Genomic DNA, 20549 nt, shown 5'->3' with positions numbered 1-20549 from the left:
ACCGGAAAGATGACCACCGAATTTTCAGCCCGCCTGTTCGCCGGCGACGAAGACATCCGTGCGATCGGCACTGGCCTGCTCGCACGCACTTTGCCGCGCGAGGCGTGGACACACGAAGCGCATCTCGGGGCCTGCCTTTGGCTGCTTTCCGAGCGCCCGGACATCGACGTCGATGCCGAGATTGCGGACATCATCCGCCGCTTCAACGAGAGCGTCGGCGGCGTGAACGACGACACGCAGGGCTATCACGACAGCATCACCCGCGCCTATGTCGCGGGCGTGCGGCTCTTCCTGTCGGAGACCACCGCAACGGGCCTTGCCGAGCGTGTCAACGCGATGCTGCTCTCCGACGTCGGTCGCCGCGACTGGCCGCTGCGCTTCTACAGCCGCGAGCTGCTCTTTTCGGTCCCGGCGCGGCGTGGGTTCGTCGAGCCCGATCTGGCGCCGCTGCCCCAGGTCTAGCCCTTCGTCCCTGCGATATATTCGTCGACATTCTTGGCGAGCACGTCGAGCGGGACGTTGCCGCCCTTGACCACCGTGTCGTCGAAATCGCGGAGGTCGTATTTTGCCCCCAGCGCGGCCTGCGCCCGGCCGCGCTGGCGGACGATCTCGCTGTGCCCGACCTTGTAGCCGCACGCCTGGCCGACCCAGCTGCAATAGCGGTCGACTTCGCTCGCGACCTCGAGCGGGTTCGAGCCGTTTTCCTTGACGAAGAATTCGACCCCCTGCTCGCGCGTCCAGCGTTTCGCATGAATGCCGGTGTCGACGACGAGGCGGCATGCGCGGAAGGCGAGCGACTGAAGATAGCCGAGCCGCCCGACCTCGAAATCGTCGTAGAGGCCGAGTTCGTCGGCGAGCTGTTCGGCATAAAGTGCCCAGCCTTCCGAATAGGCGTTGAACGCCAGCATCGTGCGGATCAGCGGCATCCGGTTCGCATACTCGCCCTGCCACGCATGGCCGGGGATCGCCTCGTGCATCGTCAAATCGGGCAGCGAATATTTGCTGTGCAGATCGGTGGTGCGCAGGTTGATCCAGAAGCGCCCCGGGATGCTGCCGTCGATCGACCCTGCGCCGCCATAGGCAGCTGGCGCGCCGGGTTCCTCGGCGAGCGGGAGCCGCTTGACCTCGACATTGCCCTTCACCAGCGTGCGGAAGGCACGTGGCAATTGCGCCCGAATCTTGCCGAGCCAGGTCTGGATATAGGCGACGATCTCGGCGCGGCCGGCGTCATTGTCGGGGAATTTGAAGCGCGGATCTTTGGCGAGCTCGTTCATCCGGTCGCCGACCGAGCCGTTGGTGTAGCCGAGCTGCTTGAGAATCGGGTCCATCCGGCCGTGCAGTTCGGCGAGCTGTTCGCGGCCCATCGCATGGACCTCATCGGGGGTCATGCGCGTCGTTGTCGAGGCGCGGAGCGCCCAGGCATAGAATTCGTCGCCATGCGGACGCGCCCACATGCCGGCGTCCATCGTCGCCTTTGGCCGCTGCGCCTTCAACTCGGCGAGCTGGCGTTCGAGCGCCGCCGCGACCGGCCCCTGCACGATCTTCGACGAGCGCGTGGACCAGTCGCCCGCGATCTTCGCCGCGGCGGTGCGGGTGACGAGGCTCTCGACCATCCCGCCGCCCGCCTTCGCGTCGGCGAGCGTCGCCTCGAGCTGCTTGACCGCCTTGTCGATCAGAAAGGCCGGGGCGATGAGGCCCTGGCCCCCCGCGGCTTTGAGGCGTTCGGTCTCGCCTTCGAGAACGCCCGGAAAGGCATTGAGGCGGGCGAGATAGGCTTCGGCATCGGCGGCGCTCTTCACCGGATGGTCGCTGTCGAGGAACTTCGGAATGTCGAGATAGGCGCCGACATTCTGGATCACGACATAGGGCGTGTTGCGCCAGCCGCCGACCGCGACGTCGCCATAGGGCTGCGCGAAGCCGTCGATCGCGACGCTGTAGGCGCTGTCGACGACCGCGAGGCTGGTGCGCGTCGCATGGTCGAGCCCGTCGGTCTTGAACGCACGGATACGTGCGACGTCGGCCTTCAGCGTGTCGGCGATCGCCTTTTGCCCGGCGGCTGACCGGTCGCCGAGCTGGCCGCGCATTGCTGCGCGCGCGCCGGTGTCGATGCCGAGCCCGGTTGCGCCCTCGGGCGAGAGGGCGAGGAGATTGTCGGCGATCGAATCGAGCAGCGCCGTGGCAGGCGACTTTGCTCGTCCCGCGGTCGCGACGGTTTCGGCGGCCGCCGGCCCCGCGATGGCGATACCCGCGGCGCTGGCGCCGAGCGCGGCGAGCGTCTGGCGACGGCTGACGGAGTTGGAAAGCAGGTCGGACACGGAAGGCTCCCTCGGGCGATTTTGTTTCTGTTGAAACCTGTCTAGGCGGCGAAGCGCATGGGTCAATGAAAAGGGGCCGGGAAAGCGTCTGCCTTCCCGACCCCCGTCGAAATTTGTGGACCGTCCGTCAGTCGGTGAGGTCGGCGGGCACCTTGCCGCCGTTCGCGGCGAGTTCGCGCATCACCGCCTTGTGCAGCCAGATGTTCATTTCCGCGCTGCCGTCGAGTTCGCCGGTATAGCCGAGCTCGGTCGCCAGTTCCTTGCGGTTGGCGAGGCTCGAATCGATGCCGAGCAGCTTCATCAGGTCGACGATCGACGTGCGCCAGTTGAGATCCTGGCCTGCCTTTGCGGCTTCGGCCGACAGGATCGCTTCGACATCGACATCGCTGATCGGGGCGGGGGTCTCGGCCGCAGTGGCCATCGCGCTCGTCGCGGCGCCGACCGCGGCGCCGATCGCGCTCGCCGATGCCGACGGGGCTGCGGGTTCTGCGGCCTCGGCCTTCTTGCCGAAGATCGCGTCCTTGATCTTGCCGAAAATGCTCATCTTTTCACTCCCACTAAGATGCGCGGCCATCCCGACCGGGGGGCGAGTCGCGGGGCCACAGGATGGACCTATGCATTTGTAAATGACAGCGAAATGAACGACTCCTCCTGGCTCCCCGACGGGGCTATGCTGGCGCCTATCGGCATGGCTGGATCGCGTGCCGAAGTGGGAGACTTGGCATGAATCTGGCCGACATATTGGCGCAAGCCGGTGGCATCGAATCGATGGCGAAGGAGCTGGGCGTTCCGCCCGGCGTGGCGCAGCAGGGCGCCGAAGCGCTGCTTCCCGCGATCCTCGGCGGCTTCAAGAAACAGGCACAGGGCGGCGGCGGGATCGAGGGTCTCGGCGCATTGCTCGGCCAGCTCGGCGGCGGCGGGTTGCTCGACTCGGTGCTGGGCTCACAGCCGACCCCGGTCGAACCGGGCAATGAGGTGCTCGGCCAGATTTTCGGGTCGAAGGACGTCAGCCGCTCGGTCGCCGACCATGCGGCGGGACAGACGGGGATCAGCGCAGGCCTGCTCAAGCAGATGCTGCCGATCCTCGCGATGATGGTCGCGGGTTATATGGCGAAGCAGGGTGGACAGGGCCAACAAGGCGGGTCCGGCGGGCTCGGCGATCTGATCGGCGGCGCCTTGGGCGGCGGCGGATCGCCGGGCGGGCTCGGCGGGATGCTGGGCGGTGTGCTTGGCGGCGGTGGCGCGTCGGGCGGTGGGCTGGGCGGCCTTGGCAAGATGCTCGACATGGACGGCGACGGCAATCCGCTCGACGACATCATCGGCATGGCGGGGAGGCTCAGGGGGTAACGAGCTTCTGATCGCGTCGTCCGGATCCGGCCGGTAGAGGCCCTAACTAATCCCGTTCGCATCGAGCGAAGTCGAGGTGCCCCTCGGTCCAGGCGCTGCTTCGATAGTGTCTCGACTTCGCTCGACACGAACGGAAATAGGGGACGGTCTGGAAATCACCCCTAAGCGGTCGCTCGACGATTCGGATCGGGCGTCTCTTCAGGCCGCGATCAGGCGGATTTCCTCACGAAAGTCGGCATCGATGTCGATCCGGCCGCGCATGGGGGTGACGGCATTGCTGCCGTCCCCGTCGCCTTCCTCGAACAGCGCGCACGCCGCCTTGCCGCCGCGCGCGACGCTATAGCGCTGCGCGACCTTGCCGGTCGGCCGGAATCCGAGCTTGCGCAGCACCGCGCCCGATGCCGGATTGTCGACGAAATGCCCAGCCGACAGCTTCGGCAGGTGCATCGCGCGGGCAATCCGCAGCAGCTGGCGCCCGGCTTCGGTCGCGAAACCGAGACCCCAATAGGGACGGGCGATCCAGTAGCCCATTTCGAGCTCGCCCTCGGGGCCGGGTGAAATACCACAGCCGCCGACAAGGCGCGGGGCGCCAACCGTGCGGGCGAAGATCAGGAAGCGTGGCTGGGTCGGGTCGATCGGCTGGTTCAGGAACTTCTGCGCCTCTTCCTCGCCATAGGGCCAGGGCGCGCGGGCAAGGTTCCGCACGACCGCCTCTTCGCCGATTGCCCGCGCGAGGGCGGGGGCGTCTTCCTGCCAGCCGGGCCGCAGCAACAATCTTTCGGTACGCGCAAACATTCTTATCACTCCCATTTGCCTGTCGCCCTAGCCGCCACATGGTGACTCTTTGACGACAGTCGATGCGCGAGGGAGATGGATGGCCCTGTTTTCGCGTCCGGAACCGAGGCAATCGACGGCGGACAAGAAAAAAGGGAGTCCGGGGGTGACCCGTCTCCCTCTTTTCGAACCTTGTTTCCGCTTGGGGCGGAAAGGACAGCTCCGGGTCATCCCTTGATGGGCGACCCGTGCAAGATCGCCCTTATTCGGCGGCTTCTGCCATGGCGTCGACCGACACATATTTGCGGCCAAGCTTGCCATCGTGGAATCGGACGCGGCCGTCGGCGGTGGCGAACAGCGTGTGGTCCTTGCCCATGCCGACGTTGACGCCCGCGTACACCTTGGTGCCGCGCTGGCGCACGATGATGTTGCCGCCGATCACTTCCTGACCGCCGAACTTCTTCACGCCAAGGCGCTTGGCCTGCGAGTCGCGACCGTTGCGCGACGAACCGCCTGCTTTCTTATGTGCCATGACCTAAACTCCTTACTTCGCTTGAGGGGCCGAGCTGCGTTACCGCGCTCAGGCTTCCTTCTTGGGGGCTGCCTTCTTGGCAGCGGGCTTCTTTTCGGCGGTCTCGGCCTTGGGGGCAGCGGCCTTCTTCGGCGCGGCAGCCTTTTCGGCGGCGGGAGCAGCGGCGGCTTCTTCGACCTTCGGCGCGGCTTCCTTCTTCGGTGCGGCCTTCTTGGCTTCGCCGACGGCAAGGATGCGCAGCAGCGTCAGCGACTGGCGGTGGCCGTTGCGGCGACGGTAGTTGTGCCGGCGGCGCTTCTTGAACACGATGACCTTTTCGCCGCGGGTCTGGGCGATGATCTCGGCCGAAACGGTCAGACCCTTCGCATCCTTCACCTCGCCGCCGTCACCGGCCAGCAGGACATCGCCCAGCGACACGGTGTCACCGGCTTCACCCTCGATCTTCTCGACGGCGATCTTGTCTCCGGCGGCAACGCGATACTGCTTTCCGCCCGTGCGCACGATTGCGAACATGGTCTTCCATCCAATCAGAAACTAGAACACCCGCGCTGCCGGTCACCCGCCAAAGCAGGCGAATTTTCCAGCAAGCGGGAAAGACCGCGCACCTAGCGATCTCCGTTCGTGCTGTCAACCGCATATTTCCGTGCTTTTTAACGGATAATGCAGCGAAGCCAAGCTGGCTCCGGGGATTCCGATTCGGCACTTGCCGCCTGCGCACGCGCCCCATATCAGGGGTGGCAATGAAGCGCGCCTCCTTATTCCTGCCTGTCATGGCTGCCCTGACCCTGTCCGCCTGCGCCGGTGGGCCAGGAGCGGGCGGACCGGCGCCGTCGCTGGCCAAGCGCGCGGTTGAAGGGCGGTTCGAAGTGGTCCCGCCGTCGGTCGCGGTCACGCCCCCCGGGCCGTTGCCCACCGACCTTGCCGGCAGGCTCGGGCGGTGGGAGGCCGATTCGATCGCTGCCCAGCAGGCTTTCGCCTCCGAGCGCGACGCGGCAGCCTCGGCGGTTGCGGCGGCTGCGGGCGCGCCGGTCGCGAGCGAACGCTGGGTCGTCGCGCAGCAGGCGATCTCGCGTCTCGTCGCTGCGCGGGCGCCGCTGACCGAGGCGCTGGCGGACATCGACCGGCTTTATCTGGAGCGGAGCATCGACGAAGCGGTCGACGGCCTTCCCGACATCTACGCTCTGCGTGACCGGCTTGCCGATACGGCGTCGGCGCAGGCGGCGATCATCGAGGCGCTGAGCAAACAGCTGCCTGGGGAGTAACCCCTTCCTGTCGCCATCCCGGACTCGATCCCGGATCCATCGTTCCAGCGCCAGGATGAATGGACCCGGGATCGAGGTGACGAAAAACGGAAGGGCGGCGTTACTGATTCAGCCCATGCTTTTTTAGTGCATGGCGAATCTGGTCGTAGCTGAGGCCCAGCGCCTCGGCCGCGACCTTCTGGTTGAAACGGCAGCGCGCCATCGTGTCGGCCAAGATCTGCTTTTCATAGGCGTCGACCGCGGCGCGCAGGTCGCTGACCGGGCCCGATTGCGGTTCGTGCGCGGTTGGGGCGCCTTCGCTCGCCGCGGCAGCCGCTGCCGGTTTGGCGGTCGCCTTGCGGACGACCGGCTGCCAGGGACTCGCGAAGGGATCGAAGCTCAGCGCGTCGACCGGCCGCTCGGGATCGGCCCAGCGATAGATGGCGCGCTCGATGACGTTACGCAGCTCGCGGACATTGCCCGGCCAGTCGTGGCCCTCCATCGCCGCCAGCGCGCGCGGGCCGAAGCCGGGCCATTCCTCCCAGCCGAGTACCGCCGCCATGCGCTGGCCGAAGTAGGTGGCGAGCACCTCGATATCGCCCTCGCGCGCGCGCAGCGGGGGGAGGGTGATGACCTCGAACGAGAGCCGGTCGAGCAGGTCGGCGCGGAAGCGGTTGTCTTCGACCAGCGCGGGCAGGTGCTCGTTGGTCGCCGCGACGATGCGGACGTCGACGCGGATCGGGCGCGACGAGCCGACGCGGGTGACCTCGCCATATTCGACCGCGCGCAGCAGCCGCTCCTGCGCCCCCATCGACATCGTCGCCAGCTCGTCGAGGAAGAGCGTGCCGCCGTCGGCCTCTTCGAAGCGTCCGGCGCGCGTTTTGGTCGCGCCGGTAAAGGCGCCCGCCTCATGCCCGAACAGCTCGCTCTCGATCAGCGTCTCGGGCATCGCGGCGCAGTTCATGATCACATAGGGGCGGTCCCAGCGCGCCGACAGGCGATGGAGGCGTTCGGCGATCAGTTCCTTGCCGGTGCCGCGCTCGCCGATCACGAGCACCGGGCGGTCGAGCGTCGCCGCCTGGCTCGCGCGGTCGACCGCATCCTGAAAGGCCGCCGACTGGCCGATGAACTGCGTTTCGCGTTCCATTCCCAATCATTGGCAAATTTTCCCGCTGAATGGCAAGTCAATTCGCGGCGAGGCCAGGTTTCTGCGTCAAGTTTGGCGCTTTTCTGCCATTGCGGGCAATTGGCACGCCTCCTGCAATGATATTCACGAGCCGGCGCACATCGCTCCGGTGCAGCGAAAAAGGGAAGGTAGAACCCATGAAGACGATGTTTGCCCAAGCCGCCACCTTCGCGCTCAGCGCGTTCGGAGCGCTGGCTATTTTCGTCGGCGTGATCGACCAGCCGAAAGTCCTTTACGACATCGCTGCGGCAACCCCGGCGGTCAGCCATCTGGCCTGACCGAACACTGGTGCCGGGGCACTCTCCCCCCTTGCCCCGCCCCGGCACCAGCATTTCTTAGGACCAAGTTTCGACAGGAGTTTCCAAATGGGTATTTTCTCACGGACCCGCGACATCATCGCCGCCAACGTCACCGACCTGCTCGACCGCGCGGAAGATCCCGAAAAGATGATCCGCCAGATCATCTTCGAGATGAACGAAACGCTCGTCGAAGTCCGCGCCTCCGCCGCCCGCACCATCGCGGACCAGAAGGAAATGCGCCGCCACATCGCCAAGCTCGAAAGCCTGCAGGACAGCTGGAAGGAAAAGGCCGAACTCGCGCTGTCGAAGGACCGCGAAGATCTCGCCACTGCCGCCCTCGTCGAAAAGCAGAAGGCCGGCGACATGGCCGAAAAGCTGAAGGCCGAGATCGCCGTCCTCGACGACGCGCTCACCGGTTATGAAACCGATATCGCCAAGCTGCAGAAGAAGTTGAGCGAAGCGCGCGCGCGCCAGTCGAGCGTCGTCAACCGCCTCGAAAGCGCCGAGAACCGCTACAAGCTGCGCGAGATGACCAACGGCGACCGCGTCGAGGATGCTTTCTCGCGCTTCGAGATCCTCGAACGCCGCGTTGACGAAGCCGAAGGCCGCGCCGATGCGCTCGGTCTCGGCTACAAGAAGTCGCTCGACGAGGAAATCGCCGACCTGCAGGCCGCCGACAAGGTCGCCGACGAACTCGCCGCGCTGAAGGCCGCGCAGGGCAAGAAGTAAGGAGCCGGACCGATGGAAGAAGTGATCATTGTCCCGATCGTCATTGGCACCCTCTTCCTCGGTCTGCCCTGGCTGATCCTCCACTACATCACCAAGTGGAAGCAGGCCAAGACGCTGACCGGAGAGGATGAGCAGCTGCTCGACGAACTCTACGACACGGCGCGCCGGCTCGAAAACCGCCTGCACACCGTCGAACGCATCATCAGCGCCGACCATCCCGACTTCCGCCCTTCGGTGCGGAGCGATGAAGAGCTGGCGCAACTCGAAAACAACAGCACGAGCCGGAGGAACTGAAGATGTCTGCCAGCCGCACGAAATTCTACCTCGACAAACAGAACGCCAAGTGGAGCGGTGTGTGCGCCGGGATCGCGGATTATAGCGGGATCGACGTCCTCTGGGTTCGCGTCGGCGCGGTCCTCCTGACCCTGATGGGCGGGTTCCCCTGGACGCTGATCGCCTACTGGATGGTCGCCTGGATGGGAACGCCCAAGCCCTTCGCGCTCTACGGATCGAACGAGGAGGCGAAGTTCTGGCAGGGCGTGCGCTCGAACCCCAGCGCCTCGACCCGCGACATCCGCTCGCGCTTTCGCGACATCGACCGCCGGCTCGCCGACATCGAACTCTACTACACCAGCCACAACCGCCGTCTCGCCGACGAGATCGACGCTCTCCGGTAATCGGCGCGCAGATCGACTGACGGGCAACAGGGAGAATAAGAATGAACTTCGGTGGTCCTGCTTTCGTCCTCGCCATCATCGCCCTGTCGATCGGCGGCTGGATGTTCACCACCTGGATCCGCGCCAAGCACGGCTATCCCGTTGAGAATGAATGGGGCGGCACGGTTCATCGAACCGACGTCGACGCTGATCGAAAAATCACGCTGCTCACGGACGAGAATGCCAGACTCGTCGGCCAGATCGGCCGGCTCGAGGAACGCATTTCGGTGCTCGAACGCATCGCGACCGACAATCACGGCCAGGCCGCGCAGCTCGCCGACCAGATCGACCGTCTGCGCTGAGAGGATTGACGACAATGGATCTCGTATTGCTCAACACCATCGCCCCCGTTGCCGCCGTTGTCGGCCTGGCCGGGGTCGGCGGCTGGGTCTTCACCACTTGGCTTCGCGTCAAGAACGGCTATCCGCTCGAAAACAGCTGGGGCAAGGCGATCTATCCCAAGACGAGCGACGAGACGATCGAGCGCGTCAAGCTGGTCAGCCAGGAAAATGCCCAGCTCCGCGCCGAACTGGGTTCGGTCAAGGACCGCCTTGCAGTGATCGAGCGCATCGTCACCGACGAGGGGCATCGGCTGAGCCATGAGATCGAGGCGCTGCGGCGCCCCGCGAACTGAGGAACATATCATGGAAAATATGATCTACGCGCTGATCCCGCTCGCGCCGTTCATCGTCGGGGGGCTGTTCATCTGGACCAAGCACCAGCAGAAGATGATCGAAAAGCAGTCGGAAATGACCGCCGAGAAGGCGGCGCAATATGCGGCGCAGACCGAACGGCTCGAAGCCCGCGTCCGCGTCCTCGAACGCATCGTCACCGACAAGGGCGTCGACCTGTCCGACGAAATCGAAAAGCTGCGCGACGCGCCGCTCAACTGACACCGACAAAAGACCCAACAACAAGAAACAAGCGAAAGGATCCCCCATGAACCCCTTTGAAATGGTCATCGGCATCGTCCTCATCGTGACCATCGGCAGCATCGTCCGCGCGAAATATGGCGTGCGCCGCGATCGCCACGGTAATGAAGTCTATGTCGCGAACAACGCCGCGACCGAAGCCGAGACCAGGGCGCTGCAGGCAGAGATCCGCGCGCTCAAGGAGCGCATCCAGGTGCTCGAACGCATCGCCACCGACAATAACCGCGCGGTCACGCTCGACCAGGAAATCGAGAGCCTGCGCGACCGGTCCCTCCCCTGAGACCTTGACGAAGAAGGAGCCAACCCATGGGCACCATGACGTCTGACCTCGCCACCAACCTGATCACGGCGGCGGTCGCGCTGTCGGCGCTGTCGATTATCAGCCTTGCTGCGCTCCGCGGCTGGCGCGACTGGATCCAACTGAAGCGCGAGGAACTCGCGGCGGGCCACGGTCCCGCGGCGAACGACCCCGCCGTCCCGCACGCCGGATCGCGGATCGAGATCGCCGACCTCAAGGAACGGCTGCGCAAGCTCGAAGCCATCGCGGCGGGGGTCGATCTGTAACCACCCATTTCTCATGGTCACCCTGAACTTGTTTCAGGGTCCATAGCCGGAGCCCCCCAAGCGCGGCGAATATCGAGAGCGGGGGCCATGTATGCTGACACAGCGAAAACATCGCCGCAGCCGGCATGACGAGCATTGAGGCGAGGGGCAAAGCCCTTTCCTCCGCCCCCCAAATCTGCCACTGGCGCCGCCATGCGCAGCCTGACCGACATCTTCGAAGAATATGACTTTCTCGACGGCGACGATCGCTATCGCCTGCTGATCGAGCTAGGCCGAGAACTCGAGCCGATGCCCGACGCGCTCAAGACCGACGCGACCTTGGTCCGCGGCTGTTCGGCCAGCGTCTGGGTTTATCCGGTACCGCAGGATGACGGGCGGCTCCATTTCCTCGCCGACAGCAATGCCGCGATCACCAAGGGGATCGTCGCGCTCGTCCTTGCGGCGGTGCAGGACCGCCCGGCGGCCGAAGTCGCGGCGATGGACGTCGCCGCCGCGCTCGCCCCCTTCGATCTCACGCGCCAGCTCTCGTCGAACCGCACGCAGGGCGTGCCCAACATGATCGCGCTTGTGCAAGACACCGCGCGCCGGATCGCCGCGGACTGAACCGCCTGCCGCTCCGGCCGGTCGAGCTGCTTTTGGCGGCATCGGGGTGGATTCCAGCCTTTCAGTTCACGTCCTGCTGAACTTGTTTCAGCATCCATGGACTGAGCGTTCGTCCGGCGCCGCGCCGAAGGAAACGGCAGACCATGGACCCTGAAACAAGTTCAGGGTGACGATGGGAAGATGTCGACCTCCGGTCGATAGCCGCAAAAGAAAAAGGGCGCGGGAGTTTCCTCCCGCGCCCGATTTCCTGGTCGTTCGTTGGGGCTTAGAAGCCGACGACGATCGAGCCGATGAAGGTCCGCGGCGAACCGATCTGGACGAACGGCACCGAGTTGTTCGCAAGCTGGCCGTCGAAGCCGCCGACATAGAGCTTGTCGAACAGGTTCGACACGTTGAGCTGGAAATAGACCTTGTCGCCGAAGCCCGCCCAGTCGAGGTTCAGTCGGGCGTCGAGATCGACCAGCGTGTAGGCCGGTGCCTTCGCGCCATAGACGACCGTGTTGGGGACGCCATTGACCGTCTGGTACAGCGGCGTGTTCTGGTCGTTGACGTAACGCGGGCCGGTGCGCTTCACCTGCACGCCGAGTTCGACCGGGCCGAGCTGGCCCTGGGCGCGACCGCCGAAGGTATAGGTCGGCGAGCCCGATTCGCGCTTGCCCTTGGTCAGCGCGAACGACTGCTGGCCAACCGCCGTACAGCCATAGAAGCCCGCCGCGACGTCGGCCGCGGCGCACGTGCCGAGACGGACATTGTCCTTGATTTCCGACTTCAGGTACGAACCGAAGGCATAGACCGAGAGTTCGGGGATCGGGCGGTACGAGACGCTGGCGTCGATGCCATATTTGTCGACGCGGCCGAGGTTACGGTAAACGTTACGCTCGGTTTCGGGATCGAACGACGAAGCGAGACGATCGTGGAAGATCGTGTACCAGGGACCGATCTGCGCCTGGACCTTGCTCGTCGAGTAACGGATGCCGACGTCGAAGTTGTCGGTGGTTTCGGGCTTCGGATTTGCCTGATCGCTGTCCGTCGGGAAGTAGAAGGCGTTGTAGAGGTTGTCGGTGCCCGGAACCTGCACGCCCTTCGAATAGTTGGCGAAGATGCTGATGTCGCCCGTCGCGTCGAAGGTCAGGCCGACGTTCGGCGTGAACTTGTTATACTTGCGGATGCGCTGCTGCGGACCCTGCACCGGCGCGGTGACGCCAGGGGCGATGGTGACGGTCGGGTTCGCTGCCAGCCAGGCCTGCAGGCCAGCGGTGTTCGTGCCGAAGCATTCGACGAAGCCGGTCGCGCTCGAGGTCGCGCAATAGTTGTTCAGGTCGCGCTTGAACATCTTGTACGAACCGCCGACCTGCACGGTCAGGGCGCCGAATTCGCCGCGATATTCGCCGCCGACGAGGTTCAGCGTCGCGATCGACTTGCGGTCGCGCTTCTGAAGGACGTTGCCCGACGCATCGGCCAGCGGGTCGTTGACCGGGAAGACGTCGAAGGGCTTGCCATTGGCCTGCAGGAAACCGGTTTCGCCGGTCTGGCGGTGACGTGCGCGGTCGAGGCTGTAGAACACGCGGAACGTGTGTTCGTCGTTCAGCTCATAGCGCAGACCGGCGATGACGCCGTAGCGACGGGTCTGCGTCTGGCTGGGCGCGAGGACGCGGACGGTGTCGAGCAGGTCGCCGTCGCCGTTGAGATCGCGGCCATAATAGGGAGTGCCGCCGATATAGCCCATCTGGCAGCTCACCGTCGCGCTGTTCGGCGTGGTGTTGCAGTTTGCGGCGCCGCCGGTCGGGTTGACGTCGCGGCGCGCTTCCTGGCCGACGACCGTGCCGCCGCCGTTCGCCTTCACATATTGGAAGCTGGGGTCGACCGTCAGGACGAGGCCCTGCGCCAGCGTGAAGCGCGAGTTGACGCGGATATTGCCGGTATTCGAGGGGTTGTACCGCTCGTCGAACGTCGAGCCGCAGCTGTTGGCAACGTCTGCCTGACCCGGGCGCGCGGCCGAGTTGATCGTGCACTTGGCGATGCCATAGTCACGGTCGTCCTTGCTCTGCGGGAAGATGTTCGGGACGAAGTTCGACGCAATGTTATGGACGTCGCGAAGGCCGACCGAACCGAAGAAGTTGTTGCGGTTCTGGTTATAGTGGCCCGAGATCGCAACGAAGTCGCCGTTATCGCCGATCGGCTGATACAGCTTGGCGTTATACTGCTGCTTGTGGATCTTGCCGGTGCGCGAATCGATCGCAGCGCGCGCTGCCGTGGTCGGCGTCGCGGCGTAGGCCGGCTGGTCTTCGTTGCCGAACACCGTGTCATTCTCTGCGTTGCTGGCCGAGATGAACAGGCGCGTGCCCCAGGGGGTCAGGACGCCGCTGTCGATCATCCCGAAGATGCGGAAGAAGCCAAAGTCGCCGGCCGAGCCGACCAGCTTGACGCCGAACTCTTCGCCCGGCGTGCGCGTGCGATAGTTGACGGTCGAACCAGAAGCCGCGGCGGTCGGGCTGTCGACATCGGTCGAGCCGAGGTTGACGTTGACCTGCTCGATCAGTTCGGGGTCGAGTTGCTGGTTCGAATAGAGCGCGTAGTTACCCGAGTCGTTCAGCGGAATGCCGTCGAACGTCTGGTTGATGCGGGTGTTGTCGAAGCCGCGGATCGACAGCTTGCCGCCCGCCGAGCCGAAGGGGTCGTTGTTCTGGAAGCTGACGCCCGGAAGCTGGTTGATGATGTCGTTGATCGTCTGGCCGGGCGCCTGGCGTTCGATGAACTCCTGCGTCAGGACGGCTTTCGCTTTGGTGGTGTCGGGCGTCTGGACGCCGGCGACGCCGCGGTTGGTGGCCGTGCCGGTGACCACGATTTCGTTTTCGAAGTCCTGCGAACCGGTCGACTGGGCGAAAGCCGGGGTGGAGAGCAGCGCGACCGGAATCAGCGCGGCGCTGGCGGCGAGCGTATGGCGGAATTTCATTTCAGGATGTCCCCTTGGTGGTGCGTTCGGCTGGCGCGCGACAAAGGGCGCCCCTGACCTGCGAGCGCCCCTGAAGCCCGCATGTGGCACGATTGTGACAGCAATTGTGACAGTGCAAGCCGGGAGGGGAAGCGCGGTCGGTGAAAGGCTAAAAAAGCGCGAATTTCCGTGGCCCAAGCCAAACTATCCACAGGGTGAGCGGCTTTTTTTTGGCGAACTGTTGCTGCAATGCAACAAAAAGGGGCGCCGCGCATTGCGCGCGGCACCCCGTCATGTCCGGAAAAGGCGGTCGCGACTCAGGCGGCGTCGCCGGCTTCCTTTGCCTTGTCGGCATAGACACGCACCGGATCCTTGCGGCCTTCGACGACGTCCTTGTCGACGACGATCTCGACGACGTCGGTCAGGTCGGGCAGGTCGAACATCGTGTCGAGCAGGATCGCCTCGACGATCGAGCGGAGGCCGCGCGCGCCGGTCTTGCGTTCGATCGCCTTCTTCGCGACGGCGATGAGCGCATCGTCGGTGAAGGTCAGCGACACTTCCTCGAGGTCGAACAGCTTCTTATACTGCTTGACCAGCGCGTTCTTGGGCTCGCCCAGAATCTTGACCAGCGCGTCGATGTCGAGATCCTCGAGCGTCGCGATGACCGGCAGACGGCCGACGAATTCGGGGATCAGGCCGAACTTCAGCAGATCCTCGGGCTCGATATTCTTCAGCACCTCGCCCGCGCGGCGTTCGTCGGGCCCGGCGACATGCGCACCGAAACCGATCGACTTGCCTTGCAGGCGGTCGCCGATGATCTTTTCGAGGCCCGCAAAGGCGCCGCCCGCGATGAACAGGATGTTCGTCGTGTCGACCTGCAGGAATTCCTGCTGCGGATGCTTGCGGCCGCCCTGCGGCGGAACGCTGGCGGTCGTGCCTTCCATCAGCTTGAGCAGCGCCTGCTGCACGCCTTCGCCCGACACGTCGCGGGTGATCGACGGGTTTTCGGCCTTGCGGCTGATCTTGTCGATCTCGTCGATATAGACGATGCCGCGCTGCGCTTTTTCGACATTATAGTCGCTGGCCTGGAGCAGCTTCAGGATGATATTCTCGACATCCTCGCCGACATAGCCCGCTTCGGTGAGCGTCGTCGCGTCGGCCATCGTGAAGGGCACGTCGAGGAAGCGCGCGAGCGTCTGCGCGAGCAAGGTCTTGCCGCTGCCGGTCGGGCCGACGAGCAGGATGTTCGACTTCGCGAGTTCGACGTCTTCGCCGCGACCCGAGTTGGCGAGGCGCTTGTAATGGTTGTGGACCGCGACCGACAGCACGCGCTTGGCCTTGTTCTGGCCGATCACATAGGCGTCGAGATGCTGGCAGATTTCCAGCGGCGTCGGCACCGCGCCGTCCTTGCGCGCGGCGACCCCGCCCTTGATCTCTTCGCGGATGATGTCGTTGCAAAGCTCGACGCATTCGTCGCAGATGAACACGGTCGGTCCGGCAATCAGCTTGCGGACTTCGTGCTGCGACTTGCCGCAGAAGGAGCAGTAAAGAGTGCTCTTGCTGTCCGAGCCGCTCAATTTGGTCATATAATATCCTCTGGCGGACCCAAATGGGGCGCCGATTCCTTTATCCTAATCCCCGGCCACCCAATTACAATATGGCAATTGGGTGACATGGGTACAATGTCCGGTCTGGCACAGGTCGGCGAAAGAGCCGTCAAGAAACGCGGTTACTGACGGTGCTGCGTTGCTTGATCCGGGCGCGCCGCGCGTTGCTCAGGGCGTCGGTCCTTCGCTGATTTCCTTGGGCGCCTCGTCGCCGGGCAGGCCCGGACGGCGGTCGTACACATGGTCGACAAGGCCGAAGGCCTTGGCTTCGTCGGCCTCGAGGAAGGTGTCGCGGTCCATCGCCTTCTCGATCTCTTTCAGCGACTTGCCGGTATATTTGACATAGAGGTCGTTCATCCGCTTGCGGATGCGCAGGATTTCCCTGGCCTGGATCTCGATGTCCGATGCCATGCCGCGCGCGCCGCCCGAAGGCTGGTGGATCATCACGCGCGCATTGGTCAGCGCGACGCGCATCCCGGGCTCGCCCGCCGCGAGCAGGAAGCTGCCCATCGAGGCGGCCTGGCCGATGCAGACGGTGCCGACGCGCGGACGGATATATTGCATCGTGTCGTGGATCGCCATGCCCGCCGTGACGACGCCGCCCGGCGAGTTGATGTACATATAGATGTCCTTCTTCGGATTTTCCGATTCGAGGAACAAGAGCTGCGCGACGATCAGCGAGGCCATATTGTCCTCGACCTCGCCGGTGACGAAAACGATCCGTTCGCGCAGCAGGCGCGAGAAAATGTCGAAGCTGCGTTCGCCGCGACTCGTCTGTTCGACGACGACGGGAACAAGGGCGGCCAGCGGATCGATCATCGGGATTAAGTCCTTACATTTATCGGGTTGCCGCGCCGAGGACCGGCGGGCTGCCCCTCCGTCGCCCTACATCGGCGGCAAGACGGAGCGTTTCAAGGGGGCAAATTGTCGTGCGGCGGATCGGGGCGTTCCTTTGTGATCCCTGACTTGATCCGGGATCGACTTCTCCGGTCGCTGCGCGAATGGTCCTCGGATCAAGTCCGGGATGACGATGCAGGTCGGGTCACCGCGAGGCCGAACGCATCGCGACCCCGAAAAGAAAAGAGGCGGGAATGACCCGCCCCTTTGCCTTGCCGCCGGTGCGACGATCAGTCGCCTTCGCCGGGCTCGGCGGAGAAATGGTTCTCGTACTTGCCCTCGACGCCCTTCCATTCGTCGGCGTCGGCGGGGCTGTCCTTCTTGACCGTGATGTTCGGCCATTCGGCGCTGAACTTGCTGTTCACTTCGAGCCACTTTTCGAGACCGCTTTCGGTGTCGGGCAGGATCGCCTCGGCGGGGCATTCGGGTTCGCACACGCCGCAGTCGATGCACTCGTTCGGATTGATGACGAGCATATTCTCGCCCTCATAGAAACAGTCGACGGGGCAGACCTCGACGCAGTCCATATATTTGCACCGGATGCAGGCGTCCGTCACAACATAGGTCATGGGCTTTTGCTCCCTTGGCCGGCGGCACCCTTGCCGTCCGGATGATCGTTCGACCCGCCTCTATGCCGCGCGAACGCGGCGCGTCAACGCAAAGCGTCAGTTGCGAATCACTCTCATTCTGTAGGCCAGCGGCGACGGTTTCGGACGACAGCTTTTCCTTCGCCGCCGATAGCTCAGATGGAGGCGACGGGTGCTCCGGCATCGAGCCGGATATAGCAGGCCTGCGCTTCGGGCGCGGGGCCGCGGCGCCCGGGGAGGGTGAGGAGGCGGATCACCTCGATGCGCTCGCCGACGGGCAGCACCAGCGTTGCACCGGCATGGGCCGCGGCCGAGGGGCGGGTGATACGGCGGCCGTCGAGGCGGATATGTCCCGCGGCCACCATCGCCTGCGCGATGCTGCGCGAGCGCGCAAAACGCAGGTACCAGAGCAGCTTGTCGAGCCGGATGCTTCCTGCGGCGCCGGGACTGGCCATCGGCGCGCCGTCAATCCTTGCGCACGTCGGCGAGCAGCGCGGCGAGGCCCGCGAACGGGCTGTGGGGCGACGGGCCGCGCCGTTGCGGGCGGTCGGGGCGCGGCGAGCGCGGCGCGGCGTTGGCGGGGGCCGGGATTCCATGCTTCTGGCCGGGCTTCTGGCCATGCTTCGGTCGCCGGCCGCTGGCCTGCTTGGCGTGCGAGCGCTCTGCCTTGCCCTTGGCGGCGGGGGTGTTTTCGTGCGGCTGCCCCTTGCCATGCTTGCGGCGCTGGCGCTTGTCGGGATGCTTGAGCCCCGCCCAGCGCCAGCGTTGCAGCGCCGGGTCGCCGACGGTGCGGAAGCCGAAGCTTTGCAGCAGGGCGCGGCGCGTCTCCTCGTCGAGGCCTAGCGAGGTGGCGAGCGCGGGGTCGATCGCGAACCCCGGCGGCGAGGCGGCGGTGGCGTCATGGCCGTCGTCGGCGTGATGCGCGTCATGACGGTCGTCGTCGCCCGCACGCGCCTTGCCGGGGATCGCCGCCGCCTGGATGCGCGCGGCGTGCGCCTGACGCGCGAGCCGCTCGGCCATGTCGATGCGCAGCCAGCCCGCGGCGCAGCGGCGGAAGCCGGCGATGCGCAGCCCGGTGTGGCTGCCGGTCTTTTGCAGCACCGCGCCCTGCGGCGGCAGCGCGGGCACGCTCTCGCCCTGCTGCGCGGCGAGCAGCGCGGCGCGCCAGCGCACCGCCTCGGGCTTCAGAAGCTGGTGGTGGAAGATGTCGAGCGAGCCGATGGTCAGGCCGAGCTTGCGGAGCTGCGGCCGCTCTTCGGCGCTCATCGCCTCGAGCTGCGCTTCGACCGAGGCGCGCGGGACGGTGCCGCCGCCATCGACGAGCGCGGCGAGCAGCGCGCGGACGCGCGGCGGGGTGAAGAGGTCGCCCGCCGCTTCTCCCATCGTGGCGAGCGGCCCTGCGTGGCGCGCAAGCTGCTGCGCGACGAAAATCTGCAACCGCTCCGAGATCGCCTGAACCTGCTGCGGCTCGAGGCGGCGCAGCGATGCGTCGATCTGGATCGCGGGCTGGACGAGCGTCGGCCCGCGCGCGAGCGTCGCGACGATGTGTCCGTGCCAGGCGAGGCGCGGCGCGGTGCCGGCTTCGCTGACGAGCGACAGCGCATTATCCTCGCCTGCGGCCAAGGTCGCGGCGCGGCGCGCGAGTTCGCTGCGCAGATGCTTTTCCGCCGCAGCAAGGAGCAGGCGGTGGTCGCTTGCCCGCGCCCGCGCATCGACCTTGAACGAAAAGCCCTTGAGCGTGCCGATCGGCTCGCCATCGACCGCGACGGTGCCGTCGACGGCGACCGCGACGGGAAGCGAGGCGTGACGCTGCCCCGCGTCGCGGATCAGCAGCGCGAGGCGGCGGTCGACGAAACGCTGCGCGAGCGCGGCGTGGAGCGCGTCGGAGAGGCGCGATTCGAGGTCCTGCGTCCGCTCGGTCCATCCGGCGCCGCCCGCGATCCAGTCGCCGCGCTGCGCGATGAAACAGAGCGTGCGGACCGCGGCGATGCGGCTCGCGAGCTGGTCGATGTCGCCGTCGGTGTCGTCGAGCCGCGCGAGGCGTTTGGCGAACCAGTCGGGATCGATCATCCCATCGCCGCTCGTCCGCCATTGCCATAGCCTCAGCACGGTACGGCTGTGATGTTCGGCACCCAATTGCTCGAAATCGGGGAGGCCGCAGACGTCCCACAGGCGCGCGACCGCTTCGGGCTCGTTCCCGCGCATCCGCACTTCCATGTCGCCGGCGAGATGTTTCAGGACCGCGATGTCGACCGCCTCGGGCGCGGGGCGCAATGTCGGCTGCCCCGGCGGCTGTGCCAGATCGGCGAGCAGCACGTCGAGCGTGTCGTAGCGCGGGGTCGGGTTGCGCCAGAACAGGCTGGCGAGCGGCGGGAAATGATGTCCCTCGATCGCCATGATTTCCTCGGGCGTGAAGCCGCCCTGCGGCAGGCCGACGGTGCCGAAGCTGCCGTCCTGCTGGTGGCGACCCGCGCGCCCCGCGATCTGCGCCATTTCGGAAATCGTCAGGCGGCGGAGGCGGCGTCCGTCGAATTTCTGCAGGCTCGCGAACGCGACATGCTGGACGTCGAGGTTGAGCCCCATGCCGATCGCGTCGGTCGCGACAAGATAGTCGACCTCGCCCGCCTCGAACATCGCGACCTGCGCGTTGCGCGTCTTGGGGCTGAGCGCGCCCATCACGACCGCCGCACCGCCCGAGAAGCGGCGGAGCATTTCGGCGATCGCGTAAACCTCCTCGGCCGAGAAGGCGACGATCGCCGAGCGCTTCGGCAGCCGCGACAGCTTCGATGGTCCGGCGTAGCTCAGGGTCGAGAAGCGGGGGCGGGTGACGATTTCGGCCTCGGGAACGAGGCTGCGGACCAGACCCCTGGTCGTCGCCGAGCCGAGGATCATCGTCTCCTCGCGCCCGCGTGCCCGCAGAAGGCGGTCGGTGAAGACATGGCCGCGCTCGGGATCCGCGCCGAGCTGGACCTCGTCGATGCCGACGAAGGCGACGTCGCGGTCGACCGGCAACGCCTCCATCGTCCCGAGCAGGTAGCGCGCGCCCGGCGGCATGATGCGCTCCTCGCCCGTCACCAGCGCAACCTCGGCCGCGCCCTTGATCGCGACGACGCGGTCGTAAACCTCGCGCGCCAGCAAGCGCAGCGGGAAGCCGATCATGCCGCTCGCATGGGCGGTCAGGCGCTCGACCGCCAAATGGGTTTTGCCGGTGTTGGTGGGGCCAAGGACAGCCTTGACCGGAGTGGAAGAGAAGGACGTCATTGTCGTTGGCACCACGCTGACACGCTC

Annotated in this window: 25 protein-coding genes; 13 read left to right on the top strand and 12 right to left on the bottom strand. The window is 65.7% G+C overall.

Going from position 1 to position 20549, the window contains the following annotated elements; all coding sequences use genetic code 11:
* Positions 1-9: 9 nt before the first annotated feature.
* Complete coding sequence (locus QOL79_RS17640) at positions 10-462, top strand: hypothetical protein (protein WP_058455000.1); 453 nt, start codon at positions 10-12, stop codon at positions 460-462.
* Here the strand turns inward: QOL79_RS17640 and QOL79_RS17635 are convergent.
* Both QOL79_RS17635 and QOL79_RS17630 read right to left on the bottom strand, forming a co-directional pair.
* Positions 459-2315: a DUF885 domain-containing protein gene (locus QOL79_RS17635; protein WP_283420297.1), complete on the bottom strand. Its 1857-nt coding sequence runs from the start codon at positions 2313-2315 to the stop codon at positions 459-461. The two genes, QOL79_RS17640 and QOL79_RS17635, sit on opposite strands and share 4 nt — an antisense overlap.
* Before the next feature lie 127 nt (positions 2316-2442).
* Positions 2443-2859 carry a DUF3597 domain-containing protein gene (locus QOL79_RS17630; protein ID WP_283420296.1) on the bottom strand — a complete coding sequence of 139 codons (417 nt, stop codon included), beginning with the start codon at positions 2857-2859 and terminating at the stop codon, positions 2443-2445.
* A 179-nt stretch (positions 2860-3038) separates the two neighbouring features.
* On the opposite strand from QOL79_RS17630, the gene QOL79_RS17625 reads away from it, so the two are divergent.
* Positions 3039-3662 carry a DUF937 domain-containing protein gene (locus tag QOL79_RS17625; protein WP_283420295.1) on the top strand — a complete coding sequence of 208 codons (624 nt, stop codon included), beginning with the start codon at positions 3039-3041 and terminating at the stop codon, positions 3660-3662.
* Between the two features lie 198 nt (positions 3663-3860).
* Here QOL79_RS17625 and QOL79_RS17620 read toward each other — a convergent pair whose 3' ends face one another.
* The 3 genes from QOL79_RS17620 to rplU all read right to left on the bottom strand — a co-directional run bounded on the left by QOL79_RS17620 (position 3861) and on the right by rplU (position 5481).
* Positions 3861-4457, bottom strand: a complete 597-nt coding sequence (locus QOL79_RS17620) for a GNAT family N-acetyltransferase (protein WP_283420294.1) — start codon at positions 4455-4457, stop codon at positions 3861-3863.
* Positions 4458-4698: 241 nt separating this feature from the next.
* Entirely contained in the window at positions 4699-4968 is a 270-nt protein-coding gene (gene rpmA / locus QOL79_RS17615) for a 50S ribosomal protein L27 (protein WP_058455005.1), read from the bottom strand.
* Between the two features lie 48 nt (positions 4969-5016).
* The gene (gene rplU / locus QOL79_RS17610; RefSeq protein WP_058455006.1) at positions 5017-5481 is read right to left on the bottom strand and encodes a 50S ribosomal protein L21; all 465 of its coding nucleotides are present in this window, start codon (positions 5479-5481) and stop codon (positions 5017-5019) included.
* Positions 5482-5738: 257 nt separating this feature from the next.
* Between rplU and QOL79_RS17605 the strand changes: the two genes are divergently transcribed.
* Positions 5739-6230, top strand: a complete 492-nt coding sequence (locus QOL79_RS17605; protein ID WP_283420293.1) for a hypothetical protein — start codon at positions 5739-5741, stop codon at positions 6228-6230.
* Between the two features lie 100 nt (positions 6231-6330).
* Here QOL79_RS17605 and pspF read toward each other — a convergent pair whose 3' ends face one another.
* Positions 6331-7356, bottom strand: a complete 1026-nt coding sequence (gene pspF / locus QOL79_RS17600; protein ID WP_283420292.1) for a phage shock protein operon transcriptional activator — start codon at positions 7354-7356, stop codon at positions 6331-6333.
* 176 nt (positions 7357-7532) lie between these two features.
* Between pspF and QOL79_RS17595 the strand changes: the two genes are divergently transcribed.
* The 10 genes from QOL79_RS17595 to QOL79_RS17550 all read left to right on the top strand — a co-directional run bounded on the left by QOL79_RS17595 (position 7533) and on the right by QOL79_RS17550 (position 11238).
* Positions 7533-7673 carry a hypothetical protein gene (locus QOL79_RS17595; protein WP_156416522.1) on the top strand — a complete coding sequence of 47 codons (141 nt, stop codon included), beginning with the start codon at positions 7533-7535 and terminating at the stop codon, positions 7671-7673.
* A gap of 87 nt (positions 7674-7760) precedes the next feature.
* Entirely contained in the window at positions 7761-8423 is a 663-nt protein-coding gene (gene pspA, locus QOL79_RS17590) for a phage shock protein PspA (protein WP_204991863.1), read from the top strand.
* Between the two features lie 12 nt (positions 8424-8435).
* Positions 8436-8717 (top strand): envelope stress response membrane protein PspB, encoded by a 282-nt coding sequence (gene pspB / locus QOL79_RS17585; protein ID WP_058455010.1) that lies wholly within the window; start codon positions 8436-8438, stop codon positions 8715-8717.
* Between the two features lie 2 nt (positions 8718-8719).
* Complete coding sequence (gene pspC, locus QOL79_RS17580; protein WP_054731198.1) at positions 8720-9100, top strand: envelope stress response membrane protein PspC; 381 nt, start codon at positions 8720-8722, stop codon at positions 9098-9100.
* A gap of 41 nt (positions 9101-9141) precedes the next feature.
* Positions 9142-9441 carry a hypothetical protein gene (locus QOL79_RS17575; RefSeq protein ID WP_204991862.1) on the top strand — a complete coding sequence of 100 codons (300 nt, stop codon included), beginning with the start codon at positions 9142-9144 and terminating at the stop codon, positions 9439-9441.
* Positions 9442-9455: 14 nt separating this feature from the next.
* Positions 9456-9773 (top strand): hypothetical protein, encoded by a 318-nt coding sequence (locus tag QOL79_RS17570; protein ID WP_204991861.1) that lies wholly within the window; start codon positions 9456-9458, stop codon positions 9771-9773.
* Between the two features lie 10 nt (positions 9774-9783).
* Complete coding sequence (locus QOL79_RS17565) at positions 9784-10032, top strand: hypothetical protein (RefSeq protein ID WP_283420291.1); 249 nt, start codon at positions 9784-9786, stop codon at positions 10030-10032.
* Positions 10033-10078: 46 nt separating this feature from the next.
* Positions 10079-10351, top strand: coding sequence for a hypothetical protein (locus QOL79_RS17560; RefSeq protein WP_058455014.1), 273 nt, complete (start codon positions 10079-10081; stop codon positions 10349-10351).
* 26 nt (positions 10352-10377) lie between these two features.
* The gene (locus tag QOL79_RS17555; RefSeq protein WP_204991859.1) at positions 10378-10635 is read left to right on the top strand and encodes a hypothetical protein; all 258 of its coding nucleotides are present in this window, start codon (positions 10378-10380) and stop codon (positions 10633-10635) included.
* A 192-nt stretch (positions 10636-10827) separates the two neighbouring features.
* Positions 10828-11238 carry a SufE family protein gene (locus QOL79_RS17550; protein WP_204991858.1) on the top strand — a complete coding sequence of 137 codons (411 nt, stop codon included), beginning with the start codon at positions 10828-10830 and terminating at the stop codon, positions 11236-11238.
* Positions 11239-11503: 265 nt separating this feature from the next.
* On the opposite strand, the gene QOL79_RS17545 is transcribed toward QOL79_RS17550, so the two are convergent.
* From QOL79_RS17545 to QOL79_RS17520, 6 genes are all read right to left on the bottom strand, one after another.
* A complete protein-coding gene (locus tag QOL79_RS17545) occupies positions 11504-14191 on the bottom strand; it encodes a TonB-dependent receptor (RefSeq protein ID WP_283420290.1) in 2688 nt (895 codons plus the stop codon).
* Positions 14192-14487: 296 nt separating this feature from the next.
* Positions 14488-15756 carry an ATP-dependent Clp protease ATP-binding subunit ClpX gene (clpX, locus tag QOL79_RS17540; RefSeq protein ID WP_058455017.1) on the bottom strand — a complete coding sequence of 423 codons (1269 nt, stop codon included), beginning with the start codon at positions 15754-15756 and terminating at the stop codon, positions 14488-14490.
* 189 nt (positions 15757-15945) lie between these two features.
* Positions 15946-16596 carry an ATP-dependent Clp endopeptidase proteolytic subunit ClpP gene (gene clpP / locus QOL79_RS17535; RefSeq protein ID WP_283420289.1) on the bottom strand — a complete coding sequence of 217 codons (651 nt, stop codon included), beginning with the start codon at positions 16594-16596 and terminating at the stop codon, positions 15946-15948.
* A gap of 308 nt (positions 16597-16904) precedes the next feature.
* Positions 16905-17243: a ferredoxin FdxA gene (gene fdxA / locus QOL79_RS17530; protein ID WP_058455019.1), complete on the bottom strand. Its 339-nt coding sequence runs from the start codon at positions 17241-17243 to the stop codon at positions 16905-16907.
* A gap of 173 nt (positions 17244-17416) precedes the next feature.
* Positions 17417-17716 carry an RNA-binding S4 domain-containing protein gene (locus QOL79_RS17525; RefSeq protein ID WP_283420288.1) on the bottom strand — a complete coding sequence of 100 codons (300 nt, stop codon included), beginning with the start codon at positions 17714-17716 and terminating at the stop codon, positions 17417-17419.
* 10 nt (positions 17717-17726) lie between these two features.
* Positions 17727-20522: a helicase-related protein gene (locus QOL79_RS17520; protein WP_283420334.1), complete on the bottom strand. Its 2796-nt coding sequence runs from the start codon at positions 20520-20522 to the stop codon at positions 17727-17729.
* Between the last annotated feature and the right edge of the window lie 27 nt (positions 20523-20549).

This window comes from Sphingopyxis sp. Geo48, from assembly GCF_949769155.1.
Taxonomy (GTDB): domain Bacteria; phylum Pseudomonadota; class Alphaproteobacteria; order Sphingomonadales; family Sphingomonadaceae; genus Sphingopyxis.
The sequence above is the reverse complement of the archived record's forward strand: the minus strand, read 5'-3'. Positions and strand labels throughout refer to the sequence as shown.